Source organism: Streptomyces sp. NBC_01334, from assembly GCF_035983595.1.
Taxonomy (GTDB): Bacteria; Actinomycetota; Actinomycetes; order Streptomycetales; family Streptomycetaceae; genus Streptomyces; species Streptomyces coriariae.
Map to the genome: position 1 here is coordinate 183514 of NZ_CP130718.1, position 20845 is coordinate 204358.

Annotated in this window: 14 protein-coding genes and 4 pseudogenes; 6 read left to right on the forward strand and 12 right to left on the reverse strand. The window is 68.8% G+C overall.

Going from position 1 to position 20845, the window contains the following annotated elements; genetic code table 11:
• Positions 1-255 precede the first annotated feature (255 nt).
• Together OG736_RS00865 and OG736_RS47165 are read left to right on the forward strand one after the other, a co-directional pair.
• Positions 256-755, forward strand: a pseudogene (locus OG736_RS00865) (helix-turn-helix domain-containing protein); the annotation flags it as partial.
• Positions 756-817: 62 nt separating this feature from the next.
• A pseudogene (locus OG736_RS47165) lies at positions 818-910 on the forward strand (IS5/IS1182 family transposase); the annotation flags it as partial.
• Positions 911-920: 10 nt separating this feature from the next.
• On the opposite strand, the gene OG736_RS00870 reads toward OG736_RS47165, so the two are convergent.
• Positions 921-1505: a hypothetical protein gene (locus tag OG736_RS00870; protein WP_327180626.1), complete on the reverse strand. Its 585-nt coding sequence runs from the start codon at positions 1503-1505 to the stop codon at positions 921-923.
• Between the two features lie 104 nt (positions 1506-1609).
• Positions 1610-2239: a PadR family transcriptional regulator gene (locus OG736_RS00875; protein WP_327180627.1), complete on the reverse strand. Its 630-nt coding sequence runs from the start codon at positions 2237-2239 to the stop codon at positions 1610-1612.
• An 83-nt stretch (positions 2240-2322) separates the two neighbouring features.
• On the opposite strand from OG736_RS00875, the gene OG736_RS00880 reads away from it, so the two are divergent.
• Positions 2323-3027 (forward strand): ABC transporter ATP-binding protein, encoded by a 705-nt coding sequence (locus OG736_RS00880; RefSeq protein ID WP_327180628.1) that lies wholly within the window; start codon positions 2323-2325, stop codon positions 3025-3027.
• A gap of 5 nt (positions 3028-3032) precedes the next feature.
• Positions 3033-5858, forward strand: a complete 2826-nt coding sequence (locus tag OG736_RS00885; protein WP_327180629.1) for an ABC transporter permease — start codon at positions 3033-3035, stop codon at positions 5856-5858.
• A gap of 1213 nt (positions 5859-7071) precedes the next feature.
• Here OG736_RS00885 and OG736_RS00890 read toward each other — a convergent pair.
• The 10 genes and pseudogenes from OG736_RS00890 to OG736_RS00935 all read right to left on the reverse strand — a co-directional run bounded on the left by OG736_RS00890 (position 7072) and on the right by OG736_RS00935 (position 19931).
• Positions 7072-7281 (reverse strand): DUF6243 family protein, encoded by a 210-nt coding sequence (locus tag OG736_RS00890; protein ID WP_327180630.1) that lies wholly within the window; start codon positions 7279-7281, stop codon positions 7072-7074.
• A 718-nt stretch (positions 7282-7999) separates the two neighbouring features.
• Positions 8000-8572 (reverse strand): GNAT family N-acetyltransferase, encoded by a 573-nt coding sequence (locus OG736_RS00895; RefSeq protein ID WP_327180631.1) that lies wholly within the window; start codon positions 8570-8572, stop codon positions 8000-8002.
• A 112-nt stretch (positions 8573-8684) separates the two neighbouring features.
• Positions 8685-8924: pseudogene (locus OG736_RS00900) on the reverse strand (telomere-associated protein Tap); the annotation flags it as partial.
• Between the two features lie 57 nt (positions 8925-8981).
• Positions 8982-9205, reverse strand: a pseudogene (locus OG736_RS00905) (helix-turn-helix domain-containing protein); the annotation flags it as partial.
• A 153-nt stretch (positions 9206-9358) separates the two neighbouring features.
• Positions 9359-9670 carry a hypothetical protein gene (locus OG736_RS00910; protein ID WP_327180632.1) on the reverse strand — a complete coding sequence of 104 codons (312 nt, stop codon included), beginning with the start codon at positions 9668-9670 and terminating at the stop codon, positions 9359-9361.
• A 103-nt stretch (positions 9671-9773) separates the two neighbouring features.
• Positions 9774-14003 (reverse strand): CHAT domain-containing protein, encoded by a 4230-nt coding sequence (locus tag OG736_RS00915; RefSeq protein ID WP_327180633.1) that lies wholly within the window; start codon positions 14001-14003, stop codon positions 9774-9776.
• A 409-nt stretch (positions 14004-14412) separates the two neighbouring features.
• Positions 14413-16959 carry a hypothetical protein gene (locus tag OG736_RS00920; RefSeq protein ID WP_327180634.1) on the reverse strand — a complete coding sequence of 849 codons (2547 nt, stop codon included), beginning with the start codon at positions 16957-16959 and terminating at the stop codon, positions 14413-14415.
• A gap of 645 nt (positions 16960-17604) precedes the next feature.
• Positions 17605-18012 carry a contact-dependent growth inhibition system immunity protein gene (locus OG736_RS00925; protein ID WP_327180635.1) on the reverse strand — a complete coding sequence of 136 codons (408 nt, stop codon included), beginning with the start codon at positions 18010-18012 and terminating at the stop codon, positions 17605-17607.
• 198 nt (positions 18013-18210) lie between these two features.
• Positions 18211-18942, reverse strand: a complete 732-nt coding sequence (locus OG736_RS00930) for an SMI1/KNR4 family protein (RefSeq protein WP_327180636.1) — start codon at positions 18940-18942, stop codon at positions 18211-18213.
• Between the two features lie 386 nt (positions 18943-19328).
• Positions 19329-19931, reverse strand: coding sequence for an ArsR/SmtB family transcription factor (locus OG736_RS00935; RefSeq protein ID WP_327180637.1), 603 nt, complete (start codon positions 19929-19931; stop codon positions 19329-19331).
• A 121-nt stretch (positions 19932-20052) separates the two neighbouring features.
• On the opposite strand from OG736_RS00935, the gene OG736_RS00940 reads away from it, so the two are divergent.
• Together OG736_RS00940 and OG736_RS00945 are read left to right on the forward strand one after the other, a co-directional pair.
• Entirely contained in the window at positions 20053-20445 is a 393-nt protein-coding gene (locus OG736_RS00940; RefSeq protein ID WP_327180638.1) for a hypothetical protein, read from the forward strand.
• A complete protein-coding gene (locus OG736_RS00945) occupies positions 20438-20710 on the forward strand; it encodes a hypothetical protein (RefSeq protein WP_327180639.1) in 273 nt (90 codons plus the stop codon). Before OG736_RS00940 ends, OG736_RS00945 begins: the two co-directional genes overlap by 8 nt.
• Positions 20711-20845 lie beyond the last annotated feature (135 nt).

A 20845-nucleotide genomic window follows, 5' to 3' on the forward strand; every position in this document is an offset into this window, starting at 1 on the left:
GTGACGAGCACGATGCACCAGGCCAAGCCACTCATTAGAGCTCCATCAACTGCAGGCACCCGAACTTCGTTTGATCGGCGCGAGGATCTTGCTCCCTGCGGGTGGGCGAAGGCAAGGGCTCACTGCCGGGAGATTCCGGAGCACTTCCTTCGGGGCGGTGTGTGCAGACTAGTGCTGTGACCGGGAACGTTCGCCGGGTTGGTGGTTGGGGCGGTTGGATGGGCGGTGACGTCGGTTCCGACCGCTGGAGGTGTGGTGGCTGAGCCTGTGCGGGTGCGCAGACTGACCGATCAGGAAGGGCAGAAGCTGCAGCAGATCGTGCGCCGGGGAAGTACCAACTCGGTGCGCTACCGGCGGGCGATGATGTTGCTGGCGTCCGCCGGCGGAAACCGCGTCCCGGTGATCGCACAGCTGGTCCAGGCCGACGAGGACACCGTCCGGGATGTGATCCACCGGTTCAACGAGATCGGCCTGGCCTGCCTGGACCCTCGATGGGCGGGAGGCCGTCCCCGCCTGCTCACCCCTGACGACGAGGACTCGTCGTCCAGATGGCCACCACCCGCCCCAGCAAGCTCGGTCAGCCCTTCACCCGCTGGTCGATCCGCAAACTCGCCGCCTACCTGCGCCGTGTGCACGGGCGTGTCATCCGCATCGGCCGGGAAGCCTTACGGTGCCTGCTGTCGCGCCGCGGCATCACCTTCCAGCGCACCAAGACCTGGAAGGAGTCCCCAGATCCCGACCGCGACGCCAAGCTCTTACCTGAGTGAGCCTTCCCGCATCGTTCCAGGTCAAGGTCTGGTTGCCCGAAGCGACGGTGTTGCGGGACCGTTACGAGCGCAAGGCTGAACACTTCCTGGCCTTCACCGCTATCGCCTGCACCCTCATTTGCCACCGCCGACTCGCCACATGAGACGACGTCTTCAACCCCTCGCCACGTGAGGCGCTGACTGACCGCGGCGACGCTCCTCGGAAGGCATCGAGTCCCATTCGGTGTTCGCGCCGTCGCGCCTCACCATGAACAACGGACGCGATCGCAGGACCTGCCCGACGAGTTGCCCCCGCATGACCACCCCGGGATCATCCGGTCCCGCATAGCCCTCGGGCGTGTAGCGAAAGTGCCCGTCCACTGCCTCGGCATGCGCGATTGCGTCGCCCTCCAGTTCCGACAGGTCCCTTCCGACCAGCGAGACTCCGTCGTACCCCACCTGGGGACCGTGGACGGCATCGGCTGCGATGCAGAACAACCCCACAGCCCGGCTCACGTAAGCCGTGACGGCCAGCGGAAAAGGGGCTGCCCCGCGACGGACCTCGATCTTCCAAGTCGGCGAGAAGATCGCGTGATCCCGTGCGCAATCGCTGACCTGCGTCTGGCCGAGAACCTGAGCCGCCTCGACCACTTCCTCGACGGCCATGCCGAACCGGAGTGGTCCGACGCCGACAGCCGGTGCATAGGACCACTCGTCCCGATCGGCGACTCCGGAATCGGCTTCGGTCCTGAACGTCATAGGCGCCCCCCCTGGAGTCAGCTGAAATCTTGCCGCCGCCCATCATGTCAATCACCGACCAGCGCCCCGCCGGGAACATCACCAACAGAGTCCCGGCATTGCCCCTAAGCGGACTCTGTACGGTCCCCTCTCGTCCCGCCATGACCGCCGGTCTCGTCGGCGTCGCCCTGCACCTGTGCGGGTGAGCGCTCCGGCGCCTGCGCGCTCTGTGCCGTGGCGAGCGGGACCAGATGCTGTGCGGCGCTGTCCAGCAGTCCGAGGTCGGCCTTGGTGTGCGCGATGGCGGCGTCGATCAGGACGGCGACCAGCGGCTCGTCGGCGTGGGCGCGGCGCTGCTGCGCCAGGCCCGCGAGCTCGGACAGGTACGTCTGCCGCTGCGAATCGATCAGCGTGGTCAGGGCCTGCGGGCCCAGCGCGACAGCGCCGAGGAGCTTCAGGAACAGCTCGTCGCGGAAGCCGCCGACGCGCACCCAGGCGGTGGTCGCCCACGAGCGCAGCTCGGCCTCGCCCGCCTCGGTGAGCGTGTAGAGGTTCTTGTCGGGCCGGTCGGTCTGCGTGACCTGCGAGCGCGAGACATAGCCGTCACGGACCAGCCGTTCGAGGATCTGGTAGAGGTGACCGATGTTCAGGCCACCCCACTGCGGACCGACGGCCTCCTCGAACCGGGCCTTGAGTTCGTATCCGTGATTCGGTCGCCGGGTCAGCAGTGCGAGCACGGCGTGGTGGAGCGGCATATACGTCCCTTCTACATTGTGACAACATACCCCTGAATTGCCACAATGTATGTGGCGCAATGTACGAGGGCGAGGCTGCATCAATGGCTGTGAGCGTGGCGTTGCGCGGGGTGAGCCGCCGGTATCCCGGGCTGACCGCTCTGGACGAGGTCGACCTGGAGGTCGCGGCCGGCGAGGTGGTGATGCTGACCGGGCCGTCCGGCGCCGGCAAATCCACCGTCCTGCATGTGACGGGCGGCATGGACCAGCCCGACGAGGGGCACGTCGAGATCGACGGCACACAGCTGGCGCCCCGGGACCTGGACCGTCACCGGCGGCGTATCGGCTTCGTCTTCCAGCGCTTCCACCTGCTGTCCGCGCTGACCGTGCTGGACAACGTGCTCGCCCCCGTCCTGCCGCGCAGAGTGGACTTCGACCGGCGTGCGCGCGGCATGGAACTGCTCGAAGCTGTCGGCCTGGACCAGCGGGCCGACGCCCTGCCCTCGCAGTTGTCGGGCGGCCAGCAGCAACGCGTCGCCGTCGCACGCGCGTTGATCAACCGGCCGGGACTGTTACTGGCCGACGAGCCCACGGGCAACCTGGACAGCGTCATCGGGCGGGAGATCATCGACCTGCTGATGTCGCTGCGCGAGCGCTACGGGATGACGATGCTGATCGCATCCCACGATGCGGAAGTCGCCGCCAACGGCGACCGGGTGGTGCGTCTGCAGGACGGCAGGATCACCTCGGACCAGCGGATCACACCGTCCGGCGACGTGCTGGACCGGCTGGGGGGCCTGCGCCCGTGATAGCGATGATCCTCGATCAGCTCCGGCGGCGGCGCGGGCGCGCGCTGGCCCTGGCCGCCGGAATCCTGGTGGCGGCGACCAGTTTCACCTTGCTGACCGCGACGGTGAGCACTAGCCAGGCGACCACCGTGGGCACGGTACGGAAGAACGCACGGTCCGCGTACGACGTCCTGGTACGCCCGCCCGACTCGCAGACGGACGTGGAGCGGCAGAGCGGTCTGGTCTCGCCGAACTTCCTGTCCGGCACGTTCGGTGGCATCACGATGGACCAGTACCGGCGCATCGACGGCATGGCCGGGGTCGACGTGGCCGCGCCGGTCGCCAACATCGGCTACCTCATGGTGGCGAGCACCGTCACCGTGGACGTGTCCCGCTTCTTGGACGGCGAGGCGTCCCGGCAGATCCTGCGCATCAGCCCGACGCTCACCTCCGGACTGGGCACCTACCGCACCTCCGACGAGTACGTCTACCTCACCCGCTCCCCTCTGACGTCGGCGTCGGAGTCGGACGGCCTCTTCGAGTCCGACACCCTGGAAACGGGTGAGGCCGACAAGAGCACCCAGCGGTATCGGATCAAGGGGAAGTACGACGTCTGCTTCTACCTCAACTGGGACAAGTCAGAGCAGACCGAGTTCAGCCTGAATCTGCCGTTGAAGCCGAACATCATCGCCGAGGACCTCAGGGACAAGTCGCCGTTCGACCCGGACCTGAGTTCGCGGATGAACTGCCAGTCCGGCCAGGACAAGGCCACCATCGACGTTCCGGTCAGCTACCCCGTGCTGCTGTCCGCCATCGACCCGGTGGCCGAGGACCGGCTGGTGGGCCTGGGCGACACCATCGCCTCGGGCCGGATGCTCACCGAGCAGGACAAGCCGTGGACGGTGTCGTCCGCCAAGAGCGTCCACGGACAGCACGACTCCTACATCCCGGCGCTGCTCAGCGACAACCCGCTGACCACCGGCACGCTCGACGCCACCGTAGAGCGGCTGGACGTCGGCGACCCGGCGGAGCTGCCCTCGAAACTGGGCAACCCGACAGCGAGCAGCTTCGTCCGAGGCCTGCGCGGCACCACGGTGGGCAGGACCCGCGTCGACCTGAGCCAGGGCTACCGGAAGGCACTGACCGAAAACTCGTTCGACACCGGGACCTACTGGACGGTCGGCCCGGTCACCTACCGCCGGACCTCCGACGGCGACCTCGCCGCGCAGCCGAAGCCGCCGCAGAAGCCCAGCCTGTGGATCACCAACTTCGACCAACAACCGTTCACCAACGTCCCCGAGGAGAACCACCAGGGCACCCAGTACCGGAAGGTGACCAGTCACGCCGCCACGAACTGCATCGGGCTGGGTACCTGCGACGGCGTGGACTCCGGACGCCTGCCCAATCCCTTCATCCACCTGGTCGGCCGCTACGACACCGGCGAACTGCCCGGCTTCTCACCCCTGTCCGACACCCCGTTGGAGACCTACCAGGCGCCGCAGGTCACCGGCGCGGACAGCGCGACCCGAGCGAAGCTCTACGGCAAGCCGCTGCAGCCCGACCGCAACCTGGGCGGCTACGTCAGCCCGCCGCCCACCATGCTGACGACGATGGACTCCATCACCGCGCTCACCAAGAGCCGCCGGGTCCCGAGCCTCCAGGACAAGGCGCCGGTCAGCGCGATCAGGATCCGGGTGGCCGGAGTGACCGGCGTCGACACCGCCTCCCGGGCTCGGGTCAACGCCGTGGCCGGGGCGATCCGGGCCGCCTACCCCCGGCTCCAGGTCGACGTTACCGTCGGCAGCTCGCCCGCGCCGCAGACGGTGACGCTGAGTGCCTCGGCACAGGTGACGGAGCGCTGGGTCGCCAAGGGCGTGGCACTGCGCATTCTCAAGGCGGTGGACACCAAGAGCGCGGTGCTCTTCGTGATGGTCCTCGTCGTGTGCGCGCTCTTCCTCGGCCAGGCTGCGCTGGCCTCGGTGCGCTCACGTCGCATCGAGATCGGCACGCTGCGCTGCCTGGGCTGGAGCGGTGGCGAAGTGCTCCGCCTGGTCCTCGGCGAACTGGCGGTGATCGGCCTCGCCGCCGGAGCCGCGGGCACGGTACTCGCATACGTGCTGGGCCGGGTGCTGGGCCAGTCCGAAGCCGGCTCCAAGTCACTCCTCGTGCTCCCGGTGGCGCTCCTCCTGGCCACGGCGGCGGGACTGATCCCCGCCTGGCTCGCCACCCGGCTGGGACCGATGGAAGCCGTCCGACCCCCGGTGACGGCGGCCCTCCGCGCACGCCCGGTGCGTTCGGTGGCCGGACTGGCCATGCTCAACCTGCTGCGGGTGCGGGGCCGCACGCTGCTGGGTGCGGCAGGACTGGCGCTGGGAGTGGCCGCCTTCACGGTGCTGCTCGCCCTGACGCTGGCCTTCCGGGGCGAGGTGGCCGGGTCGCTGCTCGGCAGCGCCGTGGTGGCGCAGGCACGCGAGGCCGACTACCTCAGCGTCGCCTTGTCCTTGCTGCTGGGCGCCGCCGGCGCCATCGACGTCCTGGTCATCTCGCAGCGCGAACGCGCCGCCGATCTCGCGGTGCTGCGGGCGACCGGCTGGACCAACCGCCAGCTGGCGAAGCTGACCCTCTACGAGGGAATCGGACTGGCTCTGCTGGGCGGCCTGTCCGGTGCGGTGGCCGGCCTGGCCGGGGTGCTGACCCTCGGCCGGGGCGTACTGCACGGACACCTGTTCACGGTCGTCGGCGCCGCGCTGCTGGCCACGCTCGCGGCGACCGCCCTGGTGGTGGCGGCTCTGACGGTGCCGATCCGGGGGCTGTCCCGGATCGCCCCCGCCCACCTGCTCGCCGCCGACTGAGCCGACCGCCGCCACCGCCGGCGGCTTCGCACAGCGGAAGACCCCGGCCGTGTTCACGGGCCGGGGTCTCAGCAGTCGACGGACGTCCGCGGTCGCGCCCCTCCCCCGTCAGCTTCGTCTCCGCTCACATCGCCGGATGCGGGGGCCTGAACTGTCAGCGGCCTCGGCTCCTCCGAGACCCCCGATGGGACTCGGAGTGCGGTCGCGTAGGGCCCCGTTCTGTGGCTCAGGGTTGCCGATCCGCCTGATAGTTCGCGCAATGGGTGGATTGACGACGGCACGGCGTCGGGACGGCGGCCGTCTGAGAGGATGCGGCCATGTCCGGCCAGTGGAGCGACGTGGTGGTGTTTCGGCTCTTCGAGGACGAGGACCCGCACGCGGGGCGGGACCTCGAGGCGTCGTCTGCCGCGGAGCCGCCCCCGAAGTCAGGTGCTGAAGACCTCCAGCCTGGGCGGGTTGCCTGCCGGGACTGCCGCGCTGCGTACGCCCCGGGCAACCCGGACGAGGTGAAGTTGCACACCGAGTCCGTGAACTGCGGGCAGTCGTGCCGGTGCGTCGGGCGTCCACGTTGCTACACGTGCCACGGCTCGCTCTGCTGCTGCGCCGCGCACTGAGCAGCGGCCACCGTCAGGGCCAACCAGTGTCGTACTGCTTGCCGGACCGCGCTGCCTCACCGTGCGGCGGGCGTCGGTCTAATTCTGCAGAGACCCGAACGTCTCACCGCCCTGGCCCGTCGGCCTCGACGAGGCGACGGGGGCGGCCCCACGGTTAGTCCGCCACTGGCAGCCCTGCAGAGGCAGCCTCACAGCCCCTATGAGCGGGGTCCTGGCTGTAGCTGTCCGACCAGGTGGAAGACATCCCGAGCCGCGTAGCGTTTGAGGTATCGGACGATTTCGCGCCGGGTGTTGCCCTCCTTGATCCGGCGCTCGTAATAGTCCGGAGTGCGCGGGTCGACCCGTCGGCGGGTGAACACGATGCGGTGGAGCGCGGCATTGGTCTGACGGTCGCCACCACGGTTGAGGCGACGGAACTGGGGTGTTGGCGGTGACGGGGCTGCTGAATCTGCGACCGCCCCGGGTGGTCGGCTGAGACGCGGGTGCTCGGCCGAGAGCTGAGCGGGACCGACCGCGCCCCGGTACGGCAGCAGGGGCCCGGACCGCGACGCGCGGTCCGGGCCCCTGCCCATGCGGTGCCGCCCTGCGGCGACGGTGCGTCAGCTCTGTGTGGTGTCGTCGCTCGTCTGCCCGGCTCCCTCGGCTGCGCCTGCCTTCTCGCGCATCTTGCGCACCAGCTCCGCCTTCTGGTCGGCTGCACCCTGGCGGTCGAGGTTGCGGTGCGGACCGTTGTGCTGCCGTTCGGCGCGGGACAGCTTCTTGCGCTGGCCGCCGCCCATGCCCACGGGGTTGTTGATGTTCTTGCTCACGGGTTCTCCCGGTAGTGGTGTGAAGTGATCTACGGATTCATCGGTGGGGGACGGGCGGCGACGTCGAAGGACGTCAGCAGGGGCCCATCACGCTCTCACTCGTAAATCGGCGTCTGGAAGAACATGACAAAGACGTTACCCGGTTCCTTCGGCCCCGCACACCAAGCCCTGGCCTCAGAAACCGGGTGCACGATGGAGGGGACTGGGTGCCAGGTCGCCAGCCAAACCTTCGAGCGCGGCGCCCGAGGCGAGGTGGACCTCCTCGACGTGGTCGCCACGGTCCAGGTCGAAGTCACCCGGCAAGCGAGGAAACGGGCAGCTTCGTCCTGTTCGCGGACGGCAGCGATCAACGACTCCATGCGCCGCAGCTCACGGGTTGACAAGGATCGTTGGGAATCAGTCACATGAGCCGAAGCTCAGTAATTGTCACCGGCGGAGCCGGATGAGTGAGCGAACGAAGCAGCCTCCACAGCTTTTCTGTCACTTCGCCAGTGACTGTGGTCGGGCGACGAGGCCGTGACAACTATCGTGCGTCGGCTCATCACTGTGCCGAAGCACGGTAGTTGGCACCAGGGAGGTCGACTGAGCTGCGGCCCTCCCAGCGTTGAGGCACTGTAGTCGTCACCGAAACGACACGCTGCTTGTCACCAACGACAGAACCGGCAGCGTTGTTGTCACCGGCCTCGCTGCTCCTTCGACGCGCTGGGATGAGTCCGGGTCAGGCCGTTCGTTCTCCTCCGGCGCTGGGCCGATCTGAGGCAGGGCTCCTGGCTGAGGCGATGTCGTCGCGAAGCAGGCTGTAGCGCACGACGTCCCGCCACTGCCCGTCCCGGAACACAGTGCTGCGCAGCACGCCCTCGCGGGTGAAGCCGGACTTCTCCAGTGCGCGCTGCTCAGCGATGTTCCCCATCTCGGTGTCCGCCTCGAGTCTGACCACCGGTGTGTGCGCGAACAGGTACCGCGTCAGCAGCCGCTGGGCCTGCGTGCCGAGACCCCGGCCCCGGGCTTCTGACAGCAGCTGGGCTCCGATGTTCCAGCAGTAGGAGCTCCTCGAGGTCACGACCTTCCGCCACGCCACGAAGCCGAGCCGGTCTGCGCCGGTTGCCACCATCAGCTGACCGCCCTCATCGCTCAGCAGGCCGTCCTGCGCCCAGCGCCGCCGCCAGCGCCCCGGATCTGACCAGCCCAGCCACTGGAAGGGCCCGGTCGCCTCCGGATCTGTCAAGAACCGCTCAAGCACCGGAAGATCATCCTCGGCCACTGGACGCAGTATCACGGCATCGTCGCTCATCGAGTCACTCTAGGACGTGCCGACGATCTTGGTGACACCAATCCTGCTGATGTGCCAACTATCGGGCTTCGGCACAATCACAGATGGGCAGATCACCTTCTGTCCGGCGTCATCAGTAGTCCAGGTCTACCAGGACGGCGTCGCCGCCCTTGATGTGACGGGCCGGGTTGAGGCCCTGCTCCATCAGGTCGACCGCCCACAGCATCGTCTGGACGCCCTCCAGCTTCGCCAGCCCCGGCGTGGGGCCGAGGCGGAACCCGCCGGGCTGCGGCTTGCCCGAGGCCGCATACGGCAGGAAGTCCAGCAGGCTCTCCCCCGGCGAGGGGTAGACGACGCAGTCGGACACCAAGGCGCGGGTGAACATGCACCGCAAGCTCTCCGACATGGCGGCGTTCGACTCGTTCGGCGAGAGGCCGATCACGGCGGTGACGTAGGCGTGGGCGGCCGACGGATATCCCGAAGCCTGTCGCGATCCGGGTGAGGGTCGTGGCGCCGTAGGTACACCGGAGCGACGAGCGCGCGCTGGTGCGGCGGGAGCTTGCACCGCCGGCCGCCCTCACGGGTGACGATGAGCATGGTGACCCACTCGACCAGGGCGTGAGGGAGGTCGAGTGCGGCAGGACAGGGACCCAACAGGGCTCCTGTGCCGATGGGTTGAGACGTCGAACACCTCCCCTAACGGCACGGGAGCCTTGTGCGTTGCGATCCTCACCTCGATCTCGCCAGCCTCACCCGATCAGTGGCCTCGTTGAAAACGCTCAATGAAGAGAACGACTTACCTGGGCTTCAGGGCTGGGCACCGGTCGCCGACAGCAGTTGAGGGGCATAGCAGTCACACGCCAGGACGGTCGCTGGTGCGGCTTTCCGGGCCGGCACCTCGATCAGTGCCGTCATGCTGCTGACTTCCCTCACACTGCGCCATTCACGGCTTCCGCCGCCGAGCAGCACGTCGGCGTCTGTGCCCTTCTCGAAGCGGACCGTGCCGCTCGCACCGACACCTGAGACGCGGTGTTCGCGGACGTACGTGCAGGCGACGAGGGAGCTTCCGGTGGACAGGCGAAACACGGGAAGATCCGCGCCGGTCGTTGTGTAGTTCATGGTGCGTTCGAGGGCCTCGTTCGCCCAGCCGTTTGATTCGAGGTTCGGGTGTCGCGCCAGATCGGAGTGGATTCGCTGGTCAGCCGTCGGCTTGTGAGGTCGATCATCGCGACGTGGGCCATGGCTTCGGATCGGTGGTCCTGGGGAGCGGGCCCGTCGGGTCGATGTGGGTGTCGATCCAGCGGACGACGCTCTCCATGAAGGAGTCGAGCCCGGGCGTCACCTGCGCGGCCGTCTCTCCGGAGGCGAGCCGGCGCAGGACCCCGGCGAGTGTGCCCAGCTCACCGCCGCCACGGGCCGCCAACGCATCCAGGGCCTGGGGAAGTTCGGCCGCCGCCCCCGCGTCGCCGTTCGCGGCGGCCACCACCTTGGAGAGGAGGTGCCGTATCGACTGGAGAACCCACAACCTGGGCGGGATGCCGACGTCGGTCATCGGCATGTCGAGCAACCGGAAGACGATCACATGGTGGAGGAGTTCGAGGTTGTCGTCGGGCACGTCGGCCCTGTTCTCGAGCGCGCCACGCATGATGCGGACCAGCGGGCTCCACTCCGGAAATTCTCGGAGGTCGTCCAACGCGAGGTGGGCCTGCCGGCGGGCGGTGTTGTCGCCGGCGATCGCGGCATCGACCGCTGACAGCACTGGGTCCCAGGCGGCGAGATGAGGGGCGAAGCGGAGATTGAGCCGACGCCAGGCACGCCGCAGGAGGTCATCCAGCGTTCGCTGCGGCAAGAGGGGGTCCTCTGTGGTGAAGAGGCCGGGAAGGCTCTGTTCGAGGGGGATGCCGATGTGCTCGTACGCGGCCCGGTGCACGTCCGGCCAGTCGAGGGGGCAGGCCAGGACATGTCCCCTGTACAGATTCTCGGCCAGCTGGTCCGCCACTGAATCGGAGGCGGAGACACCGCCGTGCACGCACTCGATGACGGCTCCGACCAGGTGATTGCACAACGCTTGCAAGGGCTCTTCGGTGGCGATGTGGAAGTTGCCCAGGTTGAGGTGACCGATGGTGAGACCATGGAGATCACCCGCTTCGGTGGAGTGGCGGAGGGCTTCTCGCTGCAGGCGGACAGCCACCTCGACGTGGCCCTGCAGGTGCTCGAGACCAGCCTGCGAACCCATGACCATCCCCAGCAGCCTCGGATCGTCCCCTTGTTCGGCTGCCCGGCGCACCCGCAGAAGCAGCTCTCGGGCGTCGTCGAAGCGGCGCAGCGCCATCAGTGGGGCGTGGCTGTGGAATTCGACGCGGACGGATTCGGCTCTGACCGCCATCCTCTGGCCCAGCAGGTCGAGGAGTTCGTTGTTGAGGTCGAGCGCCCGCTGCCATTCACGCAGGCCCAACGCGGCATGGAAGCCGGTCTCGAGGGCGGACTCGATCAATCGCCGCATCTCCCGGTCACGGGGGGAGCTGCCAGCCGTGGGCGTCAGGACCGACTGCCCGCGCAGGCGCGTCAGATCGCCCAGCACCCGGTGGAAGTCTCCCTGCTCGTAGGCTTCTTGCAGCTCATCCAGCCAGGTCTCGGACGCCGTCTGCGGCTGCGGAGTGCTCGGGGCCGGCTCTCCCGGGGTGCCGGCCGGGTTGTGGTCGTTTTCTGCCGGGGCGGGCGGGGCCCCTGACACCTGGGCGATCCACTGCCGGCAGAAGGAACGGACGGGAGCGGCGTCCGCTTCCTCGGCCGCCTGGCGCAGCCAAGGCAGCACGCTGCGTACCGTCTCCGGGGACGCGTCCCGGGAGAAGAGCACTTCGAGGAGCTGGTGGACCTGACTCCAGGTGCCTTGTCGCGCTGCGTACGGGACGGCGTGGCGAGCAGCCGCAGCCTCCATGATTGTCAGTTCGCGGTCCGGGTAGTTCAGGGCTTCCGCGCTCATCATGCGCATCCAGAGTTCGGCGAGGCATCCGGAGACGGTCCGTGCAAACTCCGGTTCGGCCATGGCGCGCACGGCCTCTGCCACGGTGGGATGAATGCGGATGCAGAGAACGCCCTCGTCCTCCTCGTGGACACCGATGACGAGACCGGGGTAGATCTCTACCGCGGCCTGACCCGTCATCGTGAAGGCGGTTCCGGGGCTGTCTGCGGAGCCCGGAACGGGCGGAACCTCGACCTCGAAAGTGTTCTGTTCCGTCGCGCGTTCGACGGTCAGCAGCGCCCGTGCCTCGAGACTGCGCACCAGGCTTTGCCAGGGTGGTGCGGTGCCCGGCCGGTCGAGGTGCTGCCACAGCTTCGGCCAGGCATCGCGGAGAACCCAAGGGATGCGGTCGTTCTCCTCCAGGTCGCACAGCAGAGCCCCCAGCAGCTGCTCGGGTTCCGGCAGTTGCCTGGTCGCCGTGCGGGTCCAGTGGGTGATGGCGAGGTGGTCGTCATTCAGTTCGGCGTGACGGAAGCCGCCGGGCGGGCCTGCGTCGAGGAGGACGTCGCGGGAAGCGTCCAGCAGCAGTCCTGGGTGGCCCCCACACGCTCGAAGGAGGCTGCGAATGGTCTCTCGGGACCCCGATCCCGCGCGGAAGAGCGCCGACATGTCCGGCAGCGACCTGGCCAGGAGCGCGGCTTCGCGGGTCGAAAGCGGCACGACAGGCAGACGCGTCACCCGGTCGTCCAGCCCGGGGACGGCACACGAAGTCGTCATGACCAGCCTGGACAGACCGGAGTGGCCGGTCACCGCGTCGACGAGCCTGCCCCATCGGTGGTCCCGCCACCGCCCCTGTTCGGTGAGCAGTGGGGTCCCATTGTCCAGTACGACGAGGACGCGGTTGTTGGTCAGGAAAATCGACAGCAGACGCAAGGACCTGGCGAGCAGGTCCGGGTCGTCCAGGGTGCGCGGGGCGTCGAAGTTGGCGATCGGTGTGAGGCCAGCATCCTCGAGCTGCTCCCGGAACTCGCGGGCGAAGCGTTGCAGGGCGGTGCCCACGTGCTCGTCGTCACGCACCTCGTGCCATACGACCGCCGCGAACCTGTCGGCGTGGGTGTGCGCGAGTTCGAGTGCGCAAGCGCTCTTGCCCACCCGCGGCATGCCGTGGAGCATCACTCCTGACGCACCGCTGCGGGGCGCGAGTGCCTTGCTCGCGGCGGTCAGCAGTCCGGCACGGCCCACGAACTCCGCCGGCGGAGAGGGCAGGAAGGCCTGCTGTCTGGAGCGGTCCGCGCCGAGTGGCGGACCGGTGAGGGCGGGGGCAGTCAGCCTCCGGTCCACGCCTTGACGCCCGAAGAGGATCGGCGTCATCTCCGCCAGTGTCGGCCTTCCGGACTGCTCATGCCATTCCGACAGGGCGAAGGCCAGTGCCTGCGGCGGTGATTGAGCGGCATCGCCGATCAGGCGGTTGTAGACGCGGTGGGACAGTTCGATCGCGAACCGGTCGTCGACCGGGTAGCGCATGCCGAGCACCCAGCAGCCCAGTTGTGCGGCCAGTGCCGCCGCCAGCGAGGGCGACGGTGATGTCCGGTCCGACCGGGACCCGGTGTTCCTGTGGACCGGTCGGAGTTCGTCCACGCACGCGGCGAAAGCGTCGGATTCCGAGGCGCCCGACGAGCACGAGGAGACCATGGCGAACTTCACCCGAGTGGCCAGGGGGCCGAGGAGAATCCGCAGGTCCTCGTTGGTGACCAGGTCCGGTGACCCGTCCTCCCGTTCCAGCAGGAGGCCGGTCGTCGTTCCATGGGCGGAGACATGGAGGATGTCCCAGCCCTGTCCGTCGTTGACGACGTCCCGCAACCGCCTTCGTGTCACGCCGTACTGAAGGATCCGCAGGTCGATCGCCTTCCTGTGCACGGCACTCACCTCCTGGAAGAGGTTCATCAGCGCGACCCTCTCCCGACGGAGGTTGAGCGGGCTCGCGGCGTCGGGAAGGCTGAACAGGCCGAGTACCCGCAGTGCCTGTCCGGCTTCCGCCCGCGGCCGCGCCGGTGTCTGGAGGTCGAGATCGACGACGAAGCGGATGTCTCGTGAGGCGAGGGTGCGACTGTCGGCGACGGCCAACTCCCATGGCCAGAGGGCAAGGTGACGTGTCTGCGCCGAGGTGATGAGCCGTACGGTGACCGGGACCGACTGGGCGATGAGCACCTGCCCCACGGCCCCCAGGCCGTACGCGTACGCCCAACGCCCGATCTGGGTCAGGATCTCGCTCTCACCGTCGGCAGAGATGTCCGGCACGCCCGACCACTGCAAATGGCCGTACAGATCCTGCAACGCATCGGACTCCCAGCAGGGTTCGGGTATGACCACCTGGTGATCGGCGAGGAACTCACCTTCCCGGCTGAGCACCCAGCTCCAGGACCTCGGCCCGTCGAAGTCTTCCACGCGGAGCTGCAACTCCAGCACCTGGCCGCCCCCTTGCCCCCGCACGTACGCGTAGCGAACAAGGGATCACTTTATGTGATCGACCGACGCCGCGGAGAGAACCCCGATGAAAGTCTTCCTGGTGCTGTGGACCCGCACCGTGACCCGAAGGTCAGCACGACCACGGCGGTCGCCGCCCCCGAGCAGGTGGCCCAGCGAGTCCGCGGCCAGCCGGTCCAGGTGTGCGCAGCGGGCCGAGCAGCACGGACACCACCAGCGACCCGGCCAGGCCGGCCGCCGCACCGGCAGCCCGGTCGCGGTGCCGCTCCTACCACCAGCGGGCCAGCACCATCACCACCGGCGCCTGGAGCGGGCCCGTGCCCTGGTCCAGCAGGGCCGGTGCGGCGTACGCCAGGCCGCACACGGCGGGCACAGCCCAGCGTCGGCCGGGCGCCCTCCGGCCAGGTCACGGGTTTCAGGTGCGCACCACGAAGTAGAGCCAGCCGCCCCACGTGCTCACGTTGCCGAGGTCCTTCGTGGAGCGCTCGTACTTGGAGCGGACGCGGAACTTCTGGTTGAGCGCGTTGGTGAGGCTGAGCTGTGCCTTCGCGCTGCTCGTCGACGACAGGGCGTAGCAGCCCGACGTGGTGAGCGTGTGCCAGGCGGCGCTGTAGTACCGCTGGACCTGGTAGCGCTCGCACTGGCCGGCTTTGTTGGGCGTCACGGTCGCGGTCACCGTGGGCTTCACCGTCTTGTGGAAGACGCGGTAGGTGATCCCGCTGTACGTGGTGCTCGTGTAGTAGCCGCCGAGCGCCGTCGCGATCTTCACGTAGCCGTTGACGGCGCGGGCGGCCGTCGCGGGGGCGTAGCGGTGGTCGCCCGCGAAGGACGCGGTGAAGGTGGTGTTGCGGGTGACCTTGTAGGTGGTCCTCAGGTTGCCGTAGGCGTCCACGGTGCCCGTCGTGACCAGGGTCTTCGCCCCGCCGTAGGGCGTGGCGTAGATCGACACCGTGCGGCCGTTGTATGTGGTGCCCAGGTGCGCGGTGACGGTGGCCGTCGCGCCGTACGCGTACGAGGGCGCGCTGCTGGTGACGGTCAGGGCGGTCGCCGCGCGGGACACCTGGACGGTGGCGATCGCGGTGGCCGCCCTGTGGGAGGAGTCACCGGGGTAAGTGACCGTGTAGGTGTTGGCGCCGCCGATGTCGGGGGTGTCCTTCACCGTGATGGTGCCGTCGGCGGCCACCGGCGTGGTCCAGGTCACCGGGGTGCTGTGGGCGGCGTCCTTGCGGGAGACGGTGACCGTCCGGCCGGCGGCGTACGGGCCGTCACCGAGCTTGCCGCCGAAGGACAGGGCCGCCCCTCGGACGGCGGTCGCCGGGGCGCCCAGCGTCAGCGCCGGGGCGTACGGGGCGACCACGAGGCTCATGCCGCTCTCGGACGGCTGGTGGGTGGCGTCCCCGGCGTACGTGAAGACGTACATGAACGGGCCGGCGCCGCCCGGGGCGTCGGTGACGGTGAACCGGAGGGTGGTCGGGTCCACGGGTACGGATCCCAGCGGCACGGTCTGCTGGGTGCTCTCGTCGCGCCGGGCCACCTGGACGGTGGTGCCCTGCGGGAAGGTGCCCAGGCCCAGCTGGGCCATGAGGCGGCCGGTGAGGACGACCGAGCCGGGGTTCGCCGAGGTGATGTCGGTGCCCACGACATCGGTCGGCAGCTTCGCCACGTTCACGATCAGTGAGGCCGCCGCGGGGCGGTGGGTGGCGTCACCGGCGTACGCCACCTGGTAGGTGTATGTGCCCTCGTCCTGCCGGAGGTCGGTGAACGTGAACGTGCCGTCCGCGCCGAGTGTGGTGTCGGGCAGGGCGGTGCCGTCGCGGGTGACCTTCAGCGCGGCGCCGGCCGGCAGGAGGCCGCGGGTGCTCAGCGAGCCACTGACCGTGTACCGCTCGGTCGGCACCGCGTACTGCGGGTGCCGCAGGGCGAGTTCGCTGTCCGTCAGCTTCGGGGCGCCCAGCACGTTCAGGCTGTAGGCGCCCGAGGAGTCCTTGGTGACGGCGTAGAGGGTCGTGCCGTCGGCGCCCCACTCCAGGCCGTCCGGGCTGACCGTGCCGGACGGCAAGGTGAGGTGGTTCTCGGCGAGGGTGTTCGTGCCGGCGTAGAGGTAGACGCCGGAAGTGCCGGCGACGGCGACCGTGCCGTCGGTGTCGACGACCACCGAGCCGGGCGCGGAACCGGAGCCGCCGGTGAAGTACGCGGCGGGGTCTGCGGCCGCGAGGTCCGTGCTGCGGTACGACCGCAGGGCGAGCTGCTGCGGGGCGGCCAGCAGCACCCGCGTGCCGTCGCCGGTGACGGCGAGCCCGGTTGCCGTGCCACCGGAGACCAGGGTGTCCGCCTTGACCGACGCCGTGCCCGAAGCGACGCCGAAGGTCGCCACGTGACTGAGGTTGCCCTGCGGTTCCTCGGCCGCGAGCACGCCGCCGCCGGTGGCGAGCAGTGGTGCGGTCGTCCACTGCGACAGGGCAGGCTGCGGGATCGCTGCCGGCGCGGGCGCGGACGGGTCGACCGAGCCGATGCCGCCTTTGCCGTCGGCCGTGTAGCCGTACCAGACGCGGCCGCCCGCCACCGCGACGGAGACCGGGGAGCTGCCCGCGCCGGTGGACCAGCGGGCGGTCTCGGTGAGCGTCGCGGTGTCGATCGCGGCGATCGCGCCGCCGTCCGCCAGCGCCGCGTACAGCGTGCCGCCGTCGGGCGACAGCGCCAGACCCGTGGCGCCCTGCTCCCCCGCAACGGTGGTGATCGGGGTGCCGGACAGATCGGTCACCACGATGCCGGTCGAGCCGACGCCCTGGCTGACGAAGACGTGCTGGTGGGCGGGGTCGACCACCAGGTGCGCGTAACCGGACAGCGGCAGCGCGGCCGTGTCGTCGGCGTACACCGCGGAGCCGGCCAGTCCTACGGTGGCGGTGGTCAGACCGGCCACGAGCGAGAGGGTCGCGACCAGGGAGACCTGTCTGAGGTGCATGAGGCTCCTGTGAGAAAAAGTGAACAAGCAGCGGGACGATAACCTGCCGACCCGGCACGCCCGGAAGCAGGGGCCCACTTCGGGCGGGCAGTCCGCGGCGGCTTCCGCCGGGGCGCCAGTGCCGCGGTGGCTTCCGCCGAGCCCCGACCCGCCGGTGCCGCCCCCGGCCAGGGCTCACGAACGGCCGTCGGGGCAGGCGCGACCGCTGACCCGGACGCCTTCGCTCTTGGACACCCCGTGTCACCGGGGCTCGCGTTCTCGTACCTGCCGACACCGGCACTTTCAGGAAGTCCGCATGCCCGCCGGACACCGGGCGAGATCAGGTCCCAGCTGCCGCTGCGGGACACAGTTGCAGGCTGCGTTGGGGCCGATCGACACACGCGTTCTCAAGCGCACTGTCAACGATCCGTTCGCTCCACAACACCTGCCCTGGTGGCAACGGCGCATCGAGGTTTGACTCCCGACGCAACACCGGGGCGAGGCCAGAGATCACTCCTACAGCCACCTGCCATGCGGGCACGGACAATTCGACGTCGTCACCTGTCCGGGGCGCCGGCACACCTGAGGTTGCCCGGCCAAACAACCAGGACCCACAGGCGTCTTCGGTGGACAGCCCCGTAGTCGACGACAGGCACCTGCACCGCGTCAGGAATTCTGGACGACGCCTATGAACCGCTCGACCTCGCTTCGCAGGTCCGGCGAGAGGTCGGAGAGGCCACCGACTATGAGGGTCAGCTGCCTTGCAGGATCCGGATAAGCGCTCCAGACCGCCGAGTTCCTGGTCAGGACTGCGCGCAGCAGGTCGCCCTCGCCCATGTGGCCTTCGGCCAGCGGGTTGTCACGAAGCACTTCCACCGCGAGCGGAAGAAGCACCGCCAGCCCGATGTCCTGCCGGATCAGCAGGCGCAGGTCCTCGACGGTCAGAGTCCCGACCGGCCGGCTCCGCAGGGCATGCACCCTCGAAATGAGTCGGGTGGCGTCAGATGGGGGCGCCTGCCAGCGGTCACGTTCAAGGTCCTCGAGGGACCGACTACGGTCGATGGATACGGTCACCAGGTGATTCTCGCGCAACCGCGGTCTCAGGTCGTCCGAGACCGGACACCCTGTTCTCCGGCCGGCCAACACCGGACACACGGAGCAGCTCCGAAGCGCTCCTGGATGCTGTTGCTCGCGCCGAAACCGGTTCAGCACCTTCCCAGACACCGTGACGGGCCAGTCTGGCTGCCCGGTCGGCAGGAGCCAGGGACTTGGTCAGCGACAGTCGTTGAGCCAGTCGCCCGGGATCAGGTCACGAACGCGGTCGAGGTCTGCCGCCGTCCGGCCGCGGGCCAGGATGGCCGCACCAGCTTCTTCGCGCAGAAGGACGTCCTGGCCCAGGAACCACCGGGAGCCGTGCTCCTCGCCGGTGGGATACGCGGGGAACGGCAACCGGACGGCGGTCTCCTCCAGTTGCTCGACGCTGTCGTCATCCGCGTCGAGGAAGTCACACCGCTCTTCATCCGCCTGCGCCTGCACAGACTCGGACAGAACGATCTCGACGAAGGAGAGGGACAAGTGCTCCAGCCAGGGCTCCCACCGCTCGGCGCTCTTGTCGGCCAGGTCAGGCCGTATGAACACGGCAGGATCGTCGTCCTGGAGGCTGTTCAGGAGAATTCCCCACGACGCGGCTCCCTGGTTCTCGTGCCGGAAGACCAGGGCTTCCCTGGCCTCATCCACGTACAGCTCAGCCGGGTCCAGCAGCACGTCGTGGTTACTGGTCAGATCTTGACGGCGACCGAACAGCAGATAGGCCTCGCGCAGCGCCGTCGGCAGCTGGACACCCAGCCTCTGCTCCGCCGCGAGCAGATCGGCCTCCGCCCACCCGTCACCGTCCTCCAGGCCGCCAACCCAGTGGGCAGCAAAGCCCTGAATGAAGTTCCACGCACCACTGCGGCCGTCGACGCCCCTGGCGAGAGACGCGGCAAGATCGAACCCTTGTGTCATGCCAGGACGATATCCGTGCCGCTCGTCAGCTCTTCACACCCCGACACACCGACCACGCGTTCTCGGAACTCGGTTCTGGCGCAGATCTTGGGGAACGGTCGCGGAGGGTTACCTCGATGTTCGATTCCGAGGAGACTGGCTCGCGTGAGACGGCGTACGCCTCGTCGGCTGACAGCCGGAAGCGACGCTCCCTCAGATGTATGCCGGTCGCTGCTGTGGTCGGCTGACCATGCTGCCGAAGGCCACCCTGAGTTCCGGTCAGCCGCAGGATCACTCGGAGCCCGTCGGCCGGCGAGCCGAGCGAAAGAAGGCAGCACACTCCCTGGTCCACGAGCTCCTGGCCCAACGCCACTCACGCCGGGTGGTCCCCGTCGTGTGACGCGGCGCTAGTCGTCGTCCGGCTCGGTCGGCAGGGTGGGCCGGGGGCCTTCGTCGGGCACAACCACCAGGCGTACAGCCATGTGCCGTGAGTCGGGTGGGTGGTCACCGGGCTCGGTCAGATACTTGCGCAGCAGCGTCTGGTACTCCTCGACGAACGTGGCGACCTGTTCCTTCGTCATCCGCAGCCCTGAGCGATGGATCTGGTTCCAGCCTGCGGAGGAGTCGTACCCGGCGTATGCGCTCACGACCAGGTTCAGGTCCTGGGTCATCTTGAGCGCGCCGATCTTCACCGCGGCCTCGCGTTCGTCAGCCGCCAACTCCAGGCCCGGTGGCGTGAAGATGTCCGTCATGAGCGACTTCCACCAGCGTTCCCGGCCTGCGGACCGTTCCTCGATCTCAGCAATCAGCTTGAGGTCGGCGAGTTTGCGCAGGTGGTAGCTGGTGGTGCCGGTGCTTTCGCCGAGCGCTTTGGCGACGCTCGTGGAGTTCGCTTCGCCGTGCTCTCCGAGGTAGCTCAGGATGTCTCGGCGCACCGGGTTGGACAGGGCCTTGTAGAAGGCTTTGAGGTCCGGGCCGGTGAGCACTCTCTTCTCGGGGCGCTCGACCATGCCGACCAGCGTACTGCAGAGACTCTCTGCAGTTGTCGCAGAGATTGTTTGCAGAATATCTCTGCAATCGCTACGTTGGTTCGAGAGGGCACCAGCGGGTGCCGAGACGCTGGGGGTTGAGATGCGGGAAGACCTGGTCGGGAGGGTGTTATTGGCCGCGGGGGTGGCGCTGGTGCCGTGGACGACGCTGCCGGACCCCTATCCTGCGCAGCATTGGCGGGTCGCCTGGGTCGGCTTCGATGCGTTGGAGATCGCCGGTCTGCTGACGTCGGCGGTGCTGGTGCGGCGTAGTGACCACCGGGCGCCGCTGGCATCGATCGCGACGGCCGTGTTGTTACTGGTCGACGCGTGGTTCGACGTCATGACGGCCGGGCGCGACGTGGTCTTCTCATTGACGCCGGCCTGCGCACTGGAGCTGCCCTTGGCGATATTGGGCGCCGTCGTCGCGCTCGGGCCGCCAAGGGTGGCTTCCGTTCAGGCAGCGGTGGTGCAACGGGTGGCCGTCCATGTCTGACTGGCTGGATGCCCGGCTGCGGGACGAGATCGACGACCAGGTCGCGGAAGCCTTCGACGCCTACCTGGCCGACCGGCTGGCCGAACCGGGTCCACTGCGCGCGTCACTGGCATTGGGGCGCAACGCCGGGGTAGTGCTGGGCACCGTCGGGTTGGGCGCCCTCGCCACAGCGGTGGCGTCGACCGGAGGCGCCGTCGTCTGCTGGATCTGGGGGGCGATCGCGGTGATCGATCTCGCCTGGTTGCTGACCGCGCGCCGTCGTTGACGGTCCGTGGACCAAGCTCTCGCGGCCCGCCGATCGCACTCGGCCCATTGGGTCCGGTCACCGAGCAAGCCAGAGCTGAGAGCGAAGATGTACGCCGACACACGGACGCTCCCCCGTCACAAGCCCACCAGCAGA

Bases quoted from the DNA above. Each gene is read 5' to 3' on its own strand.
- OG736_RS00870 (WP_327180626.1), bottom strand. From the start codon at position 1,505: ATGACGTTCAGGACCGAAGCCGATTCCGGAGTCGCCGATCGGGACGAG.
- OG736_RS00875 (WP_327180627.1), bottom strand. From the start codon at position 2,239: ATGCCGCTCCACCACGCCGTGCTCGCACTGCTGACCCGGCGACCGAAT.
- OG736_RS00880 (WP_327180628.1), top strand. From the start codon at position 2,323: ATGGCTGTGAGCGTGGCGTTGCGCGGGGTGAGCCGCCGGTATCCCGGG.
- OG736_RS00885 (WP_327180629.1), top strand. From the start codon at position 3,033: ATGATCCTCGATCAGCTCCGGCGGCGGCGCGGGCGCGCGCTGGCCCTG.
- OG736_RS00895 (WP_327180631.1), bottom strand. From the start codon at position 8,572: ATGAGCGACGATGCCGTGATACTGCGTCCAGTGGCCGAGGATGATCTT.
- OG736_RS00910 (WP_327180632.1), bottom strand. From the start codon at position 9,670: ATGAACTACACAACGACCGGCGCGGATCTTCCCGTGTTTCGCCTGTCC.
- OG736_RS00920 (WP_327180634.1), bottom strand. From the start codon at position 16,959: ATGCACCTCAGACAGGTCTCCCTGGTCGCGACCCTCTCGCTCGTGGCC.
- OG736_RS00930 (WP_327180636.1), bottom strand. From the start codon at position 18,942: ATGACACAAGGGTTCGATCTTGCCGCGTCTCTCGCCAGGGGCGTCGAC.
- OG736_RS00935 (WP_327180637.1), bottom strand. From the start codon at position 19,931: ATGGTCGAGCGCCCCGAGAAGAGAGTGCTCACCGGCCCGGACCTCAAA.
- OG736_RS00940 (WP_327180638.1), top strand. From the start codon at position 20,053: ATGCGGGAAGACCTGGTCGGGAGGGTGTTATTGGCCGCGGGGGTGGCG.
- OG736_RS00945 (WP_327180639.1), top strand. From the start codon at position 20,438: ATGTCTGACTGGCTGGATGCCCGGCTGCGGGACGAGATCGACGACCAG.